General features: G+C 32.7%; 16 protein-coding genes. 11 read left to right on the top strand and 5 right to left on the bottom strand.

Going from position 1 to position 15,430, the window contains the following annotated elements:
- Window positions 1–24: 24 nt before the first annotated feature.
- Entirely contained in the window at window positions 25–216 is a 192-nt protein-coding gene (locus AN960_RS09460) for a hypothetical protein (protein ID WP_056470162.1), read from the bottom strand.
- Window positions 217–530: 314 nt separating this feature from the next.
- Here AN960_RS09460 and AN960_RS09455 point away from each other — a divergent pair, with 314 nt between their 5' ends.
- The 5 genes from AN960_RS09455 (at window position 531) to AN960_RS09435 (ending at window position 6,006) form a co-directional block, all read left to right on the top strand.
- Window positions 531–1,709: a MalY/PatB family protein gene (locus tag AN960_RS09455; protein WP_056470159.1), complete on the top strand. Its 1,179-nt coding sequence runs from the start codon at window positions 531–533 to the stop codon at window positions 1,707–1,709.
- A gap of 17 nt (window positions 1,710–1,726) precedes the next feature.
- Window positions 1,727–2,176 carry a VOC family protein gene (locus AN960_RS09450; RefSeq protein ID WP_056470156.1) on the top strand — a complete coding sequence of 150 codons (450 nt, stop codon included), beginning with the start codon at window positions 1,727–1,729 and terminating at the stop codon, window positions 2,174–2,176.
- A 38-nt stretch (window positions 2,177–2,214) separates the two neighbouring features.
- The gene (locus tag AN960_RS09445) at window positions 2,215–3,093 is read left to right on the top strand and encodes an aminoglycoside phosphotransferase family protein (RefSeq protein ID WP_056470153.1); all 879 of its coding nucleotides are present in this window, start codon (window positions 2,215–2,217) and stop codon (window positions 3,091–3,093) included.
- A gap of 442 nt (window positions 3,094–3,535) precedes the next feature.
- Complete coding sequence (locus tag AN960_RS09440) at window positions 3,536–4,513, top strand: VanW family protein (protein WP_056470151.1); 978 nt, start codon at window positions 3,536–3,538, stop codon at window positions 4,511–4,513.
- Between the two features lie 218 nt (window positions 4,514–4,731).
- Window positions 4,732–6,006: an ATP-binding protein gene (locus AN960_RS09435; RefSeq protein WP_286131671.1), complete on the top strand. Its 1,275-nt coding sequence runs from the start codon at window positions 4,732–4,734 to the stop codon at window positions 6,004–6,006.
- A gap of 90 nt (window positions 6,007–6,096) precedes the next feature.
- Here AN960_RS09435 and AN960_RS09430 read toward each other — a convergent pair whose 3' ends face one another.
- Window positions 6,097–6,855, bottom strand: coding sequence for an SDR family NAD(P)-dependent oxidoreductase (locus AN960_RS09430; RefSeq protein ID WP_056470148.1), 759 nt, complete (start codon window positions 6,853–6,855; stop codon window positions 6,097–6,099).
- Between the two features lie 155 nt (window positions 6,856–7,010).
- On the opposite strand from AN960_RS09430, the gene AN960_RS09425 reads away from it, so the two are divergent.
- Together AN960_RS09425 and AN960_RS09420 are read left to right on the top strand one after the other, a co-directional pair.
- Window positions 7,011–8,261, top strand: a complete 1,251-nt coding sequence (locus AN960_RS09425; RefSeq protein WP_056470145.1) for a helix-turn-helix domain-containing protein — start codon at window positions 7,011–7,013, stop codon at window positions 8,259–8,261.
- A 259-nt stretch (window positions 8,262–8,520) separates the two neighbouring features.
- Window positions 8,521–9,447, top strand: coding sequence for an alpha/beta hydrolase family protein (locus tag AN960_RS09420; RefSeq protein ID WP_056470142.1), 927 nt, complete (start codon window positions 8,521–8,523; stop codon window positions 9,445–9,447).
- A 426-nt stretch (window positions 9,448–9,873) separates the two neighbouring features.
- Here the strand turns inward: AN960_RS09420 and AN960_RS09415 are convergent, their stop codons facing one another.
- Complete coding sequence (locus tag AN960_RS09415) at window positions 9,874–10,365, bottom strand: hypothetical protein (RefSeq protein WP_056470137.1); 492 nt, start codon at window positions 10,363–10,365, stop codon at window positions 9,874–9,876.
- 309 nt (window positions 10,366–10,674) lie between these two features.
- On the opposite strand from AN960_RS09415, the gene AN960_RS09410 reads away from it, so the two are divergent.
- The 4 genes from AN960_RS09410 (at window position 10,675) to AN960_RS09395 (ending at window position 13,533) form a co-directional block, all read left to right on the top strand.
- A complete protein-coding gene (locus tag AN960_RS09410; RefSeq protein WP_082459458.1) occupies window positions 10,675–11,943 on the top strand; it encodes an MFS transporter in 1,269 nt (422 codons plus the stop codon).
- Complete coding sequence (locus AN960_RS09405; protein WP_056470134.1) at window positions 11,897–12,514, top strand: TetR/AcrR family transcriptional regulator; 618 nt, start codon at window positions 11,897–11,899, stop codon at window positions 12,512–12,514. The genes AN960_RS09410 and AN960_RS09405 overlap by 47 nt, the downstream gene beginning before the upstream one ends.
- Window positions 12,515–12,673: 159 nt before the next feature.
- Window positions 12,674–12,892, top strand: coding sequence for a hypothetical protein (locus AN960_RS09400; protein ID WP_056470131.1), 219 nt, complete (start codon window positions 12,674–12,676; stop codon window positions 12,890–12,892).
- Between the two features lie 128 nt (window positions 12,893–13,020).
- Window positions 13,021–13,533, top strand: coding sequence for a hypothetical protein (locus tag AN960_RS09395; protein WP_056470128.1), 513 nt, complete (start codon window positions 13,021–13,023; stop codon window positions 13,531–13,533).
- A 157-nt stretch (window positions 13,534–13,690) separates the two neighbouring features.
- On the opposite strand, the gene AN960_RS24420 is transcribed toward AN960_RS09395, so the two are convergent.
- Both AN960_RS24420 and yjeM read right to left on the bottom strand, forming a co-directional pair.
- Window positions 13,691–13,831: a hypothetical protein gene (locus AN960_RS24420; RefSeq protein ID WP_156339654.1), complete on the bottom strand. Its 141-nt coding sequence runs from the start codon at window positions 13,829–13,831 to the stop codon at window positions 13,691–13,693.
- An 80-nt stretch (window positions 13,832–13,911) separates the two neighbouring features.
- The gene (gene yjeM, locus AN960_RS09390; RefSeq protein ID WP_082459457.1) at window positions 13,912–15,411 is read right to left on the bottom strand and encodes a glutamate/gamma-aminobutyrate family transporter YjeM; all 1,500 of its coding nucleotides are present in this window, start codon (window positions 15,409–15,411) and stop codon (window positions 13,912–13,914) included.
- Window positions 15,412–15,430 lie beyond the last annotated feature (19 nt).

Below are 15,430 nucleotides of genomic sequence, written 5' to 3'. Positions count from 1 at the left end.
CACTACTCATTAAACCTACTCTATTTAATCTTCTTCTTTTGCACTATCCTCAGCAATTACTCTTAGTTCTTGATAAAAAAGATCATGATTACATTCTGGATTTTCAGTTTGTTTATATTTGTCTACAATTTCAAGTAATTCACCAGTATCACCTTTTGCATTGATAATTTCTAATATTTGATTCATATCATCCGTATATTCATCATCTTTTTTCATTACAGACCCTCCATTCACATTGAGATGTTAATTATTATTTGCTAGCATTATGAAAAAAATAGATCGATTTTTGAAAAATATAGACACCTAATTAAATATTGCTAGATTTTCATACAAACTCCACCAATTGTTGGTCTTGGCCAGACAGTTCATACTTCACTTTTTTTAAATTAATATTAAAATTTGAATTTTCTAGCGGAATAGTATAATTTGGATAGTAATTATGATTACGAAAATACTATTGATTAACTATATATTGGAATAAAGTAGTAAAATCTTAATCATAAATGATCGAAAATGGTGGGGGATAAGAAATGAACTTTAACTTTAATGAAGAACATAATAGAAAAAATACAAATAGTACAAAGTGGGATTCAGTTGATCGAGTATTTGGATGTACGGAAGTACTACCTTTATGGGTTGCCGATATGGATTTTGCTTGTGCACCCGGGATTGTAGAGGCTATGACGAAACGAGCTCAACATCCTATATATGGTTATGGACATATACCAGAAGAATTTTTTGAATCAGCAATGAATTGGGCAAGTAAACGTTATAATACATCGATAAAAAGAGAATGGTTAACAAATATACCTGGTGTAGTTCCAGCATTAAATTTAGCCATTGATGCTTTCACAAAACCTGGTGATGAAATCATCATTCAGCCACCAGTTTACTTTCCATTTTTCAGTACTATTAGAAATAATGGAAGAAACATAGTTGAAAATTCTTTAATTGAAGAAGATGGTTATTATTATATGGATTTAGAAGATCTAGAAAATAAAATTACTTCTAAAACTAAAATGATTATTTTATGTAGCCCTGCAAATCCTATTGGAAGAGTCTGGACAAAAGAGGAATTATCAGGTTTGTTTGAAATATGTAAAAAGAATAAAATTGTTGTAATAGCAGATGAAATTCATGCTGACTTAGTCTATAAGAAAGGTAGTCACATACCTTTTTATTCATTAAGTGAAGATGCAGCAAATATGAGTATTACATTTATGTCGCCAAGTAAAACATTCAATATTGCAGGCTTATTTTCGTCACTTGCTGTTATTCCAAATCAAGAATTATTTACTGAATTTTCTCATGCAATTGCTCGTTCAAGTTTAGAAAACTTAAATATTTTTGGAATTGAAGCAGTTATCGCTGCTTATAACGAAGGTGAAAAGTGGCTTGATGAATTATTGATTTATTTAAAAGGAAATGCGGAGTTTATACATAATTACTTAAAAACAAATATTCCGGGTGTAAAAATGAGAGTTACAGAAGCAACTTACTTAGGTTGGCTTGATTTTAGGGGTTTAGGCCTAAGAGGTGACCAATTAAACGAATTTATGATTAATGATGCTAAATTAGGTTTAAATGAAGGTCGCGGTTTCGGAATAAATGGAGATGGTTTTATGAGATTGAATTACGCTTGTACACGTAAAACATTAGAAGAAGCCATGACACGATTAGAAAAAGCTGTAAAAGCTAAGATGAAATAGATAGGGAGATGGCATTTATGACGTTAAAAATTACACCATGTATTGTAATGAGTGGTAACGCTAAAGAAGCAGTTCATTTTTATGAAAGAGAACTTGAAGCAGTGGTTCTTACTATGCAAACATACGGAGAAATGCCAATTCCTTGTCCAGAAGCATTAAAGAATAGTGTTGCAAATGCCATTTTAAAAATCGGTGAAAGTGACCTTATGTTATTCGATGCCCCGATTCAATCGAATCCGGTTATGGACAAAGAATCTAAACAAAATACACCAAATTATGAAAATAAAAAAGTAGAAGTCACCATTAATCTTTCGATTGATAGCGTAGAAAAAACAAAGCGAATTTTTAATTCATTGCAACAAGATGGGTACGTCATTGCCCCGCTAGAAGCAGTACCATTTAGTCCCGCATTCGGTACAGTTACAGACAAGTTCGGCGTTACATTTATATTGATAACTCAAAAATAAAATATAAATAATTTATTAGTTTGAAATAGGGAGAATAAATGGACAACATAAATGTTGAATTAGTAAAACAATTAATTAAAGAACAATTTCCAATTTGGTCTCACTTAGAAATAAAGCCTGTAGAATTAAGTGGCAACGATAACAGAACGTTCCATTTAGGGGATCATATGAGTGTAAGATTACCAAGCGCAGAATGCTATGTTCCTCAGGTTGAAAAAGAGCATAAATGGTTACCTATTTTAGCGAATAAACTAAGATTACCAGTTTCTAAACCGTTAGCAAAAGGAAGTCCTAGTAAATACTATCCTTGGCCATGGACCATCAATGAATGGATTGATGGAGAAACTTCTATTAAAGAAAATATAATTGATTTAAGTCAATTTGCAAGAGATTTAGGTCTATTTTTAACTGAGTTCCAGTCAATTGATACTAATGGAGGGCCGATTGCAGGAACGCATAATTTCTTTAGAGGTGGAAACTTAGCTGTATATGACCAAGAAACTAGAGATTCAATAGATCAAACTCAAGAGATTTTTAACAAAGATTTACTAACAGAAATTTGGGAAACAGCTCTTAGCTCCAAATGGGAGCGAGAACAAGTATGGGTACATGGCGACATTGCGCCAGGAAACCTACTTGTTAAATATGGCAAGCTATGTGCAGTCATTGATTTTGGAATACTAGGAGTAGGTGATCCATCATGTGATGCCGCAATGGCATGGACATTTTTCGATACTCGCAGTAGAAATGTTTTTAAAAACGTTTTGAACTTTGATGACAATACTTGGAATAGAGCAAGAGGATGGGCTCTCTGGAAGGCTTTAATTACATTTAATGCGAATAAAGAGAATACTACATCAATTAGAGAAGAATCATTTAATACCATAAATGTAATTATGAACGATTTCAAATCTTGATAGAAAATTTACGAGTTGCCTAATAGCAGCTCGTTTTTTTTATCTTAGAATTTCTGTTATAGCTCAAATAAAAAAGTTGAAGCTGCTATTAAATCTTGTAAGTGCAAATAAAATAGCTGAGCTACAATTAAAACTCTGAAAGTGCAATAAAAAATTGTCAAATCTGCAAATAAAATTTTGTGAACTGCAAATAAGTTACCAATTTTGAATAAATAGAATGAAAACTACAAAAATTAATAGAAATCATAATTAAAAAGACTTTAAAATCGATAAAAAACAATCAAATATACCGTGAAAATTGCTTAGAGAAGACTAAAAATTCTTCTCTATTTTTATGTAGATAAAAAAGTAACGGAATATAAGCGGGTATGTGAAAGATTTACAAGGAAAAAACATGAAAGTATTGATTCTTGTTCATACTAACGTTGGGAGGAATCCGACTATGTTGCAAAAATTACTAGCTAGTTTATTATTAATGACGCAATCAGTTGAACTACCTGACAGCTTAACTGTTATTCAACAGGGGCATCCGATTGCCGTAGTTAATCGTGAAGATTTTACAATGTCGCTTCCAGGTACACCAGTGATAAACGATAAAAAGTTTACTCAATTTATGGAAAAACTTGATCAAGAAATTTACCGTAACCCTATAAATGCGACAATTAATGAACAAGGTAGAATCGTACCAGGTCAGGTAGGATACAGGCTTTATAAAAAAGAGTTCAAGGATAAATTTACTGCATATTTTTATAGTAAAGGACCATCTAAAATTGAAGTACCAGAGTTAGATATTTATCCTAAAGTTGATAGTGAATTATTAGCTCATATTAGAATTCAACAAATTGGACAATATGTAACCTACTTTAATTCGAATAATAAAAGTCGAGTACATAATATTTCACTGGCAGCAAAAGCGATTGATAATTACGTAGTTTTTCCTAATGAAGTTTTTTCTTTTAATAAAGTAGTAGGAGAAAGAAGTGGAGCAAAGGGATACAAACGTGCGCCAGTCATTGTAAGGGGGGAATTGTCTGAAGGAGTTGGAGGAGGAATATGTCAAGTGTCTTCTACCCTGTTTAATGCAGTAGATCGCGCTGGACTAAAAATTATTGAAAGATATTCCCATAGTAGACGAGTACATTATGTACCAGCAGGCCGTGACGCTACAGTTAGTTGGTATGGTCCAGACTTCCGTTTTCAAAATAAATATAATCAGCCTATTTTAATTCGGGCAAAACAATATGGTGGAAGTATGATTGTTACGCTTCATTCTTCCGATGTTATCAATTATGAAATAAGAAATGTACCTATAGCTCCAAAGCGTTTACCAGAAGAAATAAATACTGAAAATGACAAACATTCTTCAAATCCTTCTAGAAAAGGAAAAATAATTCCACCGCATAAGTCTGTAGGGGATTAAAGAGTAATACATACAAAGTAACCCCCACAAGGGAAAGTAGTGATCCTTGTGGGGTTTTTGTGTTTTGTTAATATATCGTTTGCAATTTTTGGGAGAGCGCTCTATTCATCAAACTTGTTCTTAATAAAAATAATGAAAGTCTAATCCTTTCAACACTAGACTTATAGAAACTAAGGATTTAGAATTATAAGAAAGATTGGAAAACAAAGGAGAATTGCATGACAAAAATAAATGTATTATTTGATTCGAAGGATATGGAACGAAATACATTACCTTATTACTACGATTACGGAAAGATCATTTCAACTATTCAAAGTCAGCTATTTGATACATTTGGGGTAGATTTCCAAATGTATTCAGATGAGGATACAACAAATGAAATCTGGGAAATTCTTGAAGAAGATCTTAAAGAAGAATCGAGTGAAGCTCAATTAATCAGCCATATTTATAATGAGCTTGAAACAAAAACTATTTCTTCGAATCACACTGATAAAAAGATGGAACTCATCATTAAACCAAGGGTCGAAAATGGATTATATTATTATCCGAATTACGGAGTAGCTTTATCTAAAGCGATGATCTTTGAAGCGGATAATCAATATAATAGAGATCTAATTTTTGCTAAAAATGATTCATGTCTTTCATCCTTTTTTCAATACGTACTTAAAAGAAAACGAGATTATATTAAAAATTATGTAACAGTCTATACAGATACAGATGACGGTGTCGAAACGTCAATTGAAAATATAACAAAAATGGTTAGAAGAGAAGATGTATTTTTAGAAGAATCATTAAAACGAGAAATTTATCGATCAATTGACCATTTCTTTAATGAAGGTCGAGATTTCTTTAAAACATATGATATCCCCTATAAACGAGGATTTTTATTATATGGAAATCCTGGAAATGGAAAAACAACATTAGTAAAATCTATTGCAAGTAGTATTAACGCACCGGTTGCATATTGGCAAATTACTGAATATACATCAAGTTACACAATTAAAGAAGTCTTTAGTTCAGTGTTAAAATTAACACCAATGGTACTAGTAATCGAGGATATTGACAGTATGCCTGCTTCGGTTCGCTCGGTATTCTTAAACACAATCGATGGTGCAACTTCTAAAGAAGGTTTATTTTTAATTGGAACGACTAACTATCCTGAAAGAATCGATCCAGCTTTAATGAATCGCTCTGGAAGATTTGATCGTGCATATGAAATTAAACAACCAACAAAAGAAATGCGTTCTGACTATTTACAAAAGAAAAATTTAAATCGAATTTTAAATAATGAAGAATTACAGCAACTAATCGATTTAACGAATGACTTTTCTTATGCTCAATTAAACGAGTTATATATTTCAATCATAATTGAATGGGACTGTGAACAAAAAGTAGATATCATTCGACTATGCAACGAAATGAGAACAATTTTGCGCAAACAAAAAAAGCAAAATTGGGAAAAGAATCAAACTGTAGGTTTTTCTTTTGAATAAGTGAGCAAAAAATAAATTAGGGGCAGTCATGACTATCATGACTGCCCCTAATGATTAAATGGATAGAATCCTACTCGATGCTTTTATTGATTATAAAGTTAGCCCGCCATCTACAAGAACAATTGAACCAGTCATATAGCTTGCTTTATCTGATGCTAAGAAAGCAACCATTTCAGCGAGTTCTTTTGGATCAGCATAACGACCCATTCTCATATTTGGAAGGTCTTCTGGAACATAACCACCTGTTGCAAACTGAGCTTCAACACTTGTTGTTAATGCTGTTTTCACACCTCCTGGACAAAGTGCATTAATTCGAATTCCTTTTTTCGCATATTCTAATGCAGCGCCCTTCGTTAAGCCTACAACCGCATGTTTGCTTGCAGAATATACTGCTACACTGTGTTCAGGACGAACCCCTGCAGTAGAAGCAGTATTAATAATAGAGCCACTTCCTTGCTCCTCCATCACCTTTAACACATATTTCATTCCAAGGAAAACCCCTTTTACATTGATCGACATAATGCGGTCAAATTCGGATTCTTCTACTGAAGTGAAAGGTGCGAACTTTTGGATAATACCTGCATTGTTGAAAAATATATCAATACGTCCAAATGTTTCGACTGCTTTATTTACATAATTTTGCACATCCTCAGTTTTCGAGACATCTGCTTGGATGAAGATACCTTCTCCACCTTGTTCTTTCACAAGTTTTAACGTTTCTTCTCCTGTTTCCTGATTGAAATCGACTAATACTACTGTTGCACCGTTACTAGCAAGTTTCAAACTGCTTGCTCTTCCGATTCCACTACCTGCACCAGTTATGACAGCAATTTTATTTGATAATTCCATGTCTAATTCCTCCTTGCTTATACTTCTTACAAGAATCATTATATTGCTTGTTTAAAAATGCTTATTGTATTATTTTACGATTAATAGTATTTATTAAATATAGTTTTTAAAAATGGACTGAATTAAAAAGATATTGAAGGGAGAGTATAGAATCAATGGAAATAGACATACAAGATTTACAATATATATGTGAGCTTATTTATAAAGTTCATAAGATACCTGTTTATTATGTCAATCAATTTGGTGAGATTGAATACGATTTTTCAAGTAAAGAACTACGGGATCATCCATACAACAGCCCGTTCAAAGAGCAGATTAGTGTGTATACTTATGAAGATAATCCAAAGGATTTTCCTATATTCTTCTCTAATTCAAATTTGAACTTTTTCTTTGTCAATCTTAAAAAAACGAATCTATTTTTAGGTACCATTGTTTTAGGTCCTACGCTTGATTCAGAAATATCTGGTGAAATGATAAGCAAGATCATAGATGCTTTTAATGGAAATCTAAATAAAAGGAAACTCATTGAATACTATTATTCAATCCCAATTATTGATAGTCAACAATTCCTAACGATCAGTCTATTGGTTTATTATTTGATGTATCATAAAAAGCTTGATCAAACGATGGTCATTCAAAATAATGAAGAGTTGAACCTTGATATGATTGTATTAGAAAATCCGGAACTTGAGCTTTCTAAAGGGAGAAGGAATTTTATTTTTCATTCCAATCTTTCATATGAACGGGTTTTGCTTGATTATGTCAAAAACGGAAGGATAGATAAATTAAAGGATATCTTCGATTACTCTATAATCGGTGAGGCGGAATTAGGATTATTGTCGAAACGAAATCGCCTAAGAAGTGAAAAAAATTTAATGATAACTGGGATTGCTCTTGTTTGCAGAGCGGCTATTGAAGGTGGTTTAAATGATGAAACTGCCTTTACCTTAAGTGATTTCTATATTCAACAACTCGAGGAATTAGGAAGCTTAAAAGCAATATTAATATTAACGGAAGAAGCGATAATGGATTTTACCAAACGTGTGCACCAATTAAATGAAGAAAGATATTCTCCAACAATTACAGCTTGTCAACATTATATTTATGACCATCTTTATGACGATATCACCCTTGATCATCTTGCACAAATATGTCGGTTAAGCCCGAATTACCTATCATCATTTTTTAAAAAAGAAGTTGGTATACCAATAAGTGAATACATTCAAAGGCAACGAATTGACGAAGCAAAAAAGCTATTACAATTAACAAATTATTCGATTTCAGACATCGGCACATCGTTAAATTTTAACGACCAAAGTTACTTTATAAAAATCTTTAAAAAATACACAGGTTTAACTCCCAAGCGGTTTAGAAATGATCATTTTTCCGATCATACATCGTCATAATTAATTATCAATGAACATTTGAGCAACAGATCAAATAAGTTTACCAGCATTCATAACATATACTTATTTAGTTTTTAGTCGTAATGATGGATCTATTCTTTTATACCGTTTCTATTTATAAGTAGAGTTTGGTTAAACCTAATAGTTGATTTTGCTTAGGCTAAAGGGGATATTACTTCCAATATATGTTATCGTATAATTGTGTGAAAAGTGAGAATAACAGTGCAAATGGAATCTGAGTTTGTATAGGAGGTTAAAAATGATAGAACAAATTAAAGTTGTTGCAAACGCCGACTATCCGTTGGAAGGGATATTGACGTTGCCAGATTCTCATACTGAAAAAGTCCCTGCAGTTGTATTTGTACACGGTTCAGGTGCCTTAGATAAAGATGAAACCATTGGTGCAAACAAGTTTTTTCGAGACCTTGCTGATGGACTTGCAAATCAAGGGATTGCATCGCTTCGGTATGACAAGAGAACATTCGCTTTTGGTAAGCAGATGGTTCAAGAACTCGGCGGTAAGCTTTCAGTCAAAGAAGAGGTCTTAGAGGACGCTATTATGGCTGTTGAAATGCTAAAAAAAGATCCCCGTGTGGATGCAAATCGCATTTTCATAATTGGACATAGTTTAGGCGGGACGCTTGCTCCAAGAATCGATGCAGAAGGCGGAGATGTGGCAGGCTTAATAATCTTAGCCGGCACTCCTCGAACACTTGAAGAAGTTATCCTAAACCAAAATGAAGATTCCATAAAGCAGCTTGAGGCATCTCAACAAGAGATCGATTTAAAGCAAGTAAAAGAACTGCAAAACAAGTTTGATGCCATATCCGACATGACGGTTGAGATGGCGGAGCAGACCATTTTGTTCGGTTCTGTTTATGCTTGGTATTTTAAAGAAATGAATCAACATCCTACAAAGGATTATCTATCGCAAAATAAAAAAGCGATTTTCGTCGTACAGGGTGATAAAGATGTACAGGTTTCCGTTGAAAAAGATTTCAATCGATACCGTGAAATGTTAAAAGACCACCCCGATGTCACATTCAAGCTCTATCCAGGTTTGAACCACATGTTTATGAAAGCAGTATTTGGTACGTTGAAAGACATTTGGAATGAATATAATATTCCACAATCCGTGGATAGGAATGTTTTAGAAGATATAGCAAAATGGATATTGTCGAAATAAGTCAAATCAAGTTTGTGTGATTACACCTCATGGCGACGTACACCGTAGGAACTACGGGGTTAGCTTGGTAAATAAAAGTAACCTCTGCTGGTAAAGAATCACTAGTAAGTATGCTTTGTTCCCAAGAATCTCCCACTTCAAACAACCTGTAAGGGTGTTAAGTGGTAAGTAGTTCAATTTAATAACAGATACATTAGTTGAATTAAAAAGACTAGCGCTTCTACTAAAAAGGACCCTATAGAATAGACAATTAAAAAGTCTATTCTATAGGATCCTTTTGTTTATTATTTGAAAAACCGGAATCGTGGAAATTTGAGATGAGTAAAAAAAGCAGTTAGTTCAAAAGGTATCACTTACATTGAATTTAAGCGTAATTGTGGTCCTTTTCTATAGCTCAAAAATCAAGTTTTAAATTTAACAAAGACTTTATTTAAAATAAAACTTTTTCTTTTCCCAATAATTTACTAGATTAGTATGCATTTCCTTTGGTTTTTCAATTTCAAACCATTCAATACTCCCACTATATCTCCAAAAAATATTTTTTAAGGGAAGTTTATGTCTTAAACGAACTTGCTCTTCTTTCGAATAATGAACACGAACAAAGGTAGTTCTGGAAGATTTTGTTTTAATAAATTCAATATTTTCAATTTCATCCCAAAATATTTTATTACCAACGAAGTCTACAACTACACCTTCCTCGTCCCAGTATATCCCGATCCCTTTTTTACGATAATTCCAAAATTTTATTGAATCCCAAAAAAGTAAAAAGATAAATACCAAGAAGCCAATGATTACAAAAATTTTTGAAATTGAGAAATGCTTTGTACTTGTTATTGCCATCAAAAGTATAAAAAGAAATAGTATACCAAATATGGCAAAAATGAATATTGTTAAAATCTTTGGTTTATATACTTTCACTTTTCTTTACACGTCTCCTTATCTACATCTATCTTTATTTTACTAAAGAATATATTAAAAATGTGTAGGAAAAAAAGTAATTGGCATTTTCGTTACTAAAGAAATTTATTTAACAGACCCATTTGGTATACGGAAAATGGGTTAAAGAAAATTGGCAATCTAAAAAAATAATACTTTTAATTCCATTTTTGAATAAAATTTAAAGAGGAATATAGCAAATTTTCAGAAAAAGTAATTGAAAAACGACATCAGTGTCGTTATAATTAAATAAAAACGACATGCGTGTCGGTTTCGAGGGGGCTAAGCAAGATGAAGGGTCTAATGAATAATAAAGGTTTCTTAACATTAATGGTTGCTCAAGCGATTTCAAATATTGGTGATTGGTTAAGTATTGTCGCAATCATTACGCTTGTAGGGTTAAAATGGAATGCTTCACCAATTGAAGTATCATTTATTATTTTATGTCTCGCTGTTCCGATGGCGTTATTAGGACCTGTTGCGGGAACGATAGCAGATCGTTTTAGTAGAAAGCAATTAATGGTTTTATCTGACATTGTCCGTGCTGGTTTATTTGTTTTACTGGCATTAGCAAATACTTTGTGGATGGTCTATATTTGTTTGTTTATCATCGGATTGTTTTCAGCTGTTTTTAATCCTGCGAAAAATGGTAAGTTAAAAGAACTAGTTCCGAATGATGAAATAAAGAGCGCAATGTCAATTACAACTATGATTGACTCAGCTACAAAAATTTTTGGACCGATTTTGAGTGGGATACTCGTATCGGCAGCTGGAACAACGCCAGTATTTTATATTAATTCAGTATCATTTATTATCTCTGCGATCTTAATTTTCATGCTTCCAAAAGTTGCCCAGCAGATTAAAGAAGAAAAAGTGAAAGATCAAACTAAATCTTCCTATAAATCTGAATTTATGGAGGGCGTTATATTTATTAAATCAAATACTCAGATTTTAGTAGGTATGCTATTTTTAGGTTTTAGTCTCTTAATCTTGCAGTTATCTGATTCGCAAATTATAGTTTTAATTAGGGAACTTAAACATGCGTCGCCAGGTTTATTCGGCTATTTAGTAACAGGATCTGGAGTAGGAATGTTTTTTTCTAGTTTAATTTTAGCGAAAAAAACAAATTATCGTGCCTATAATTTAATGCTAATTGGGGTTTGTGGAATGGGACTTGGTTTTGGTATGATGGCTTTATTCACACATTTTAATCTCAATTTTTCAATTATTTGGGCACCATTATTAGGTTTGTTTGCAGGATTTGCAGCTTGCTTAGTATTTGTTCCATTCCAAGCATCTGTTCAAGTCGATACCCCTGTTGAGTTAACTGGTAGAGTATTTGGCGTAATAGGAAGTGTTACTACAACAGCAACTATTATCGGACCTTTATTAGGTGGATGGCTATCAACAGTATTAGGTGTCATTCCAACATTTATTATAACTGCATCACTTTTAGTATTTGTCTCGTTAATAGGATTCTTAACGAAAAATAGAGTAGAGCGGGGGAAGAAAGATGTCTCCGAAAGTCAGCAAGGAGCACCAACAGCAACGTCGAACTAAAATATTAGAAGCTGCTAAACAAGTGTTTATTGAAAATGGGTATGAAAGAACGACTATGAAGCATGTGATGGACGCATCAAATGTTAGTAGAGGTGGGTTATATCAATATTTTGCTAATAAAGAAGAAGTGTTTGAATCACTTTTATATGAGTCACTATTGAGAGTGTCTGAAGAGACAAGTGAATTATTGAATCAAAATGTAGATTCATATTGGGAATTACTTTTATTAAGAATGTTCGGTAAAAGCAGAGTGCCAAATGATCGAATGGATCCTTTGGCACCAGTTACTTTAGAGTTTTTCATAACTGGGAGAAATGATGAACGAAGAAAAAGGTATGGGCAAGAACGATACTTTTATGGTACTAAAATCTTTTCTGATGTCATAAAAGAAGGTCAAAAAAACAAAGAATTTAGTAAAAAGTATGATAGTGAAGTTTTAGCAAGAATGATTGTTTCATTTATTGATGGACTTGCACTAGACTATGCAATACTCTCAGCGGAAGAAATAATGATGGAAGAACAATCGATTTTGTTTGTTCAATTTTTAAAATTTGCTCTTGATATAGAATGAATAATGGTTTCCGAGCCTGAATTAAGTGAATATGAATGGGGAGTTTGGAAGGAGTTCAAAGTACGAGACTTGGACGGATATGTAATTGGATTCAGAACAGGGCTTAAAATTGAAAACTAAGAAGATGGCTATACTAATCGTGACTAAAGGAGTGATTAGATGAATTTTCGATCAAAGGAACAAATTTTAACCGAACAGCCATCAATTGAAAGAAAAATTGAATTCAGAGGTAATAAATACAAATTAGTTGATACAGTTCATGATGTTTCACACGGTGGGTTTGGGGATCTTACATGTTATACATACCGTAATGAAACAGATAACGCAGAAATATTGCTATATGTGCAAAAAGGTAAAATCGTAATTGTTGAACCTTAAAAATAGGTTTTAAGGCTGCCTCGTATACTTCAGGCAGTTTTTATTTATTTTAAGACTAATATGACGATATTTAGAGATATTAAGTAGAAAAATGAAACAATAGATTTGGAAAAGAAGGGGTAAGTGGATTGAAAAAATTTATTTTTTTATTCTTAATTCTTCTGTTAACTGCTTGTTCGCATGGCAACGGTGCAGTTGAATCATTAAAAAAAGAATATCCTAAAACTGTAAAGCAAGTAGTTAATCAATTACCTAAAGATGTACAAAAAGAACTAGTTGTACCAGAATGGATACCGTTTAGAGCAAAGGATGTCACAATGGATGTACAAAAAAATCAAAAAAATGGAGCTATTAACGCTACCTCCTTTAATTATTCAAATGAAGAAGTAGAGGTCACAATGTTTGTCATTACTTATCATAATAAAAAACCATCTTTCCCAGATGAACAACAACCTTTAAAAACAACAAAATTAAAAGATGGAACAAAAGTTTTGATTGTTGCTGATGATGATAATACAAAAACAATTCGTTGGAAGAAAGACGGGCTTTATCATTCAATTTCACTTCTTTTTTCAGAGGAAACTGGTAAACAATACACTATTCGAGATTTAGTAAAAACTGCTAATTCAATGAGTAAATAATTAAAAGAGACCGCCAAAAAAATGACGGTCATTTTTTTTACATTTAAGAAAGTATAAATTGGCAAACAGGGAAGAAAAATCGACGTAGAGCCATTTTTAGGTATAGGTATAAATGCATCTATGCCTCTGAATTCTCCTAACAGCTCGCCAATCGTCTTTATGAATTTTTCACTTCATTAAGAGCTTCAGTATTTGATTTACTTGGAGCAAAATAACCTTCTGAATTAACTGCAGCTGGTGTAGGTTGCCCTTTATCTTTGTTCTTCTTTTTTACATGTGGATTTTGATTGTGACCCATGAATATCACCTCCAAATTTAGTATGTGCTATATTTCCTACTTACTTTCGGAATTGTTATTAACAATAAGTGGGAAGATTGCTATGCAATTTTCTTCTCTTTTTGGGTATGTTTTCTTGAAAGGTTAAGAATTAGTAAAGCCAAAATTGAAAAGAAAATTGGTCCTGCAATCATCCAGATTGTTGAGTTGAAATCACCTTCAATAGCCGGTTGAATAATCGTAAAAAAGTTTGCAAATCCAACGACCAAAATAACGAGAATGCTCGCAAATAAAGAAGATGAATTTGATTTTAAAATTTGAAATGGCTTGTCGATTTGTTCATTTCTTTTAAACATTGGATACGCAATACCTAAAAATATATAAGGTAAAGTCATTGAAACATTTGTCATTAAAGTTATTTTATTAAAAAATGCTGATGCTCCTTGGCCACCAAAGGAAGTAAGGACAATAATGATTGAAACAATTGAAAATTGTACCCACATTGCATTGACAGGCATACCTTTTTCATTTGTGTCAGAGAATTTTGTCGGCCATAAGTATTTTGGTGTGCCTTTAATGATTGTTTTTAACGGTGCATAAATTAATGTGAAAAATGCTCCGGTATATGCAAGAAACATTGATAAACCAGTAATTCTTGCAAACCAAATACCAATTTGATCGGCAGTATGTGATGATAAAGTAAAAGCTTTTCCAAGTTCTAATCCTAAATTGTACATAAGTACATATGTTATGTTCCCTAAATTCGTAGTGCTAGCACTTAAATCATTTGACCAGTTTATAAAGATTCCTACTAAAAAAATGCCTAACGAATATCCTACGGAAATAATAATTGCTGAAATGGTAATCCCTTTTGGAAAGTTCCGTTCAGCGTTCTCCGTCTGATCAACTAAACTACCGATTGCTTCTAGCCCACCATATGCAAAAATCGCAAATACAACAAATGATAGTATCGCAAGAGTTGAAAGATAGTTTGGATTTGGTGAGTGAGCAAATGCTGATGAGAAACTTTTAATCGGTTGAGCAAATTTGCCGCCATTTAATACCAAAATAATGATACTTGTAATTAACAGCACTATATTTAAAGAGAAAACTGTAATACCACCAATTGTTGTAACTTTACTAATGCTTTCAATTCCTTTCGAAGCAAAAAATGTCACAACTAACATCCAAAGTAATGCTAATAATCCGATAGATTGAGTAGAAGTAAGTCCAAATAATGAAAGTGATTGCGTTTTGTCACTACCAAAAATGAACGTTGATAGTGGAATCCAAACCTTTGAGGAGACACTTACCATATAAATTACATAAGAGGAGAACCACATAAAGGTACCTATAAAAGCGAATCTAGGTCCAACCGAATCAGCCATCCATGTATAAATTCCACCTTCTGAATGCTTATATGCAGCTCCGAACTCAGCCATCATAAATGCAAAAGGAATAAAAAACGTTATAGCAGAGAGTAAGTACCATGGAATTGCACTATATCCCATTAAATAAAAAGCGGTTGGTATATTTCCAAAACCATATACAGTGGTAAATACCATTAATATTAAGCCAACAAGTGAAAGTTTTTTACTCAAGATCTCACCCCAATAAATA

The sequence above is a fragment of the Bacillus sp. FJAT-25509 genome (assembly GCF_001420605.1).
GTDB lineage: Bacteria > Bacillota > Bacilli > Bacillales > Bacillaceae_G > Gottfriedia.
This window is presented reverse-complemented; position numbering and strand designations above follow the sequence as displayed.

What these genes read in the sequence shown, in the direction of transcription:
- AN960_RS09460 (WP_056470162.1), bottom strand. Translation starts at nt 216, where the DNA reads ATGAAAAAAGATGATGAATATACGGATGATATGAATCAAATATTAGAA.
- AN960_RS09455 (WP_056470159.1), top strand. Translation starts at nt 531, where the DNA reads ATGAACTTTAACTTTAATGAAGAACATAATAGAAAAAATACAAATAGT.
- AN960_RS09450 (WP_056470156.1), top strand. Translation starts at nt 1,727, where the DNA reads ATGACGTTAAAAATTACACCATGTATTGTAATGAGTGGTAACGCTAAA.
- AN960_RS09445 (WP_056470153.1), top strand. Translation starts at nt 2,215, where the DNA reads ATGGACAACATAAATGTTGAATTAGTAAAACAATTAATTAAAGAACAA.
- AN960_RS09440 (WP_056470151.1), top strand. Translation starts at nt 3,536, where the DNA reads ATGTTGCAAAAATTACTAGCTAGTTTATTATTAATGACGCAATCAGTT.
- AN960_RS09435 (WP_286131671.1), top strand. Translation starts at nt 4,732, where the DNA reads ATGACAAAAATAAATGTATTATTTGATTCGAAGGATATGGAACGAAAT.
- AN960_RS09430 (WP_056470148.1), bottom strand. Translation starts at nt 6,855, where the DNA reads ATGGAATTATCAAATAAAATTGCTGTCATAACTGGTGCAGGTAGTGGA.
- AN960_RS09425 (WP_056470145.1), top strand. Translation starts at nt 7,011, where the DNA reads ATGGAAATAGACATACAAGATTTACAATATATATGTGAGCTTATTTAT.
- AN960_RS09420 (WP_056470142.1), top strand. Translation starts at nt 8,521, where the DNA reads ATGATAGAACAAATTAAAGTTGTTGCAAACGCCGACTATCCGTTGGAA.
- AN960_RS09410 (WP_082459458.1), top strand. Translation starts at nt 10,675, where the DNA reads ATGAAGGGTCTAATGAATAATAAAGGTTTCTTAACATTAATGGTTGCT.
- AN960_RS09405 (WP_056470134.1), top strand. Translation starts at nt 11,897, where the DNA reads ATGTCTCCGAAAGTCAGCAAGGAGCACCAACAGCAACGTCGAACTAAA.
- AN960_RS09400 (WP_056470131.1), top strand. Translation starts at nt 12,674, where the DNA reads ATGAATTTTCGATCAAAGGAACAAATTTTAACCGAACAGCCATCAATT.
- AN960_RS24420 (WP_156339654.1), bottom strand. Translation starts at nt 13,831, where the DNA reads ATGGGTCACAATCAAAATCCACATGTAAAAAAGAAGAACAAAGATAAA.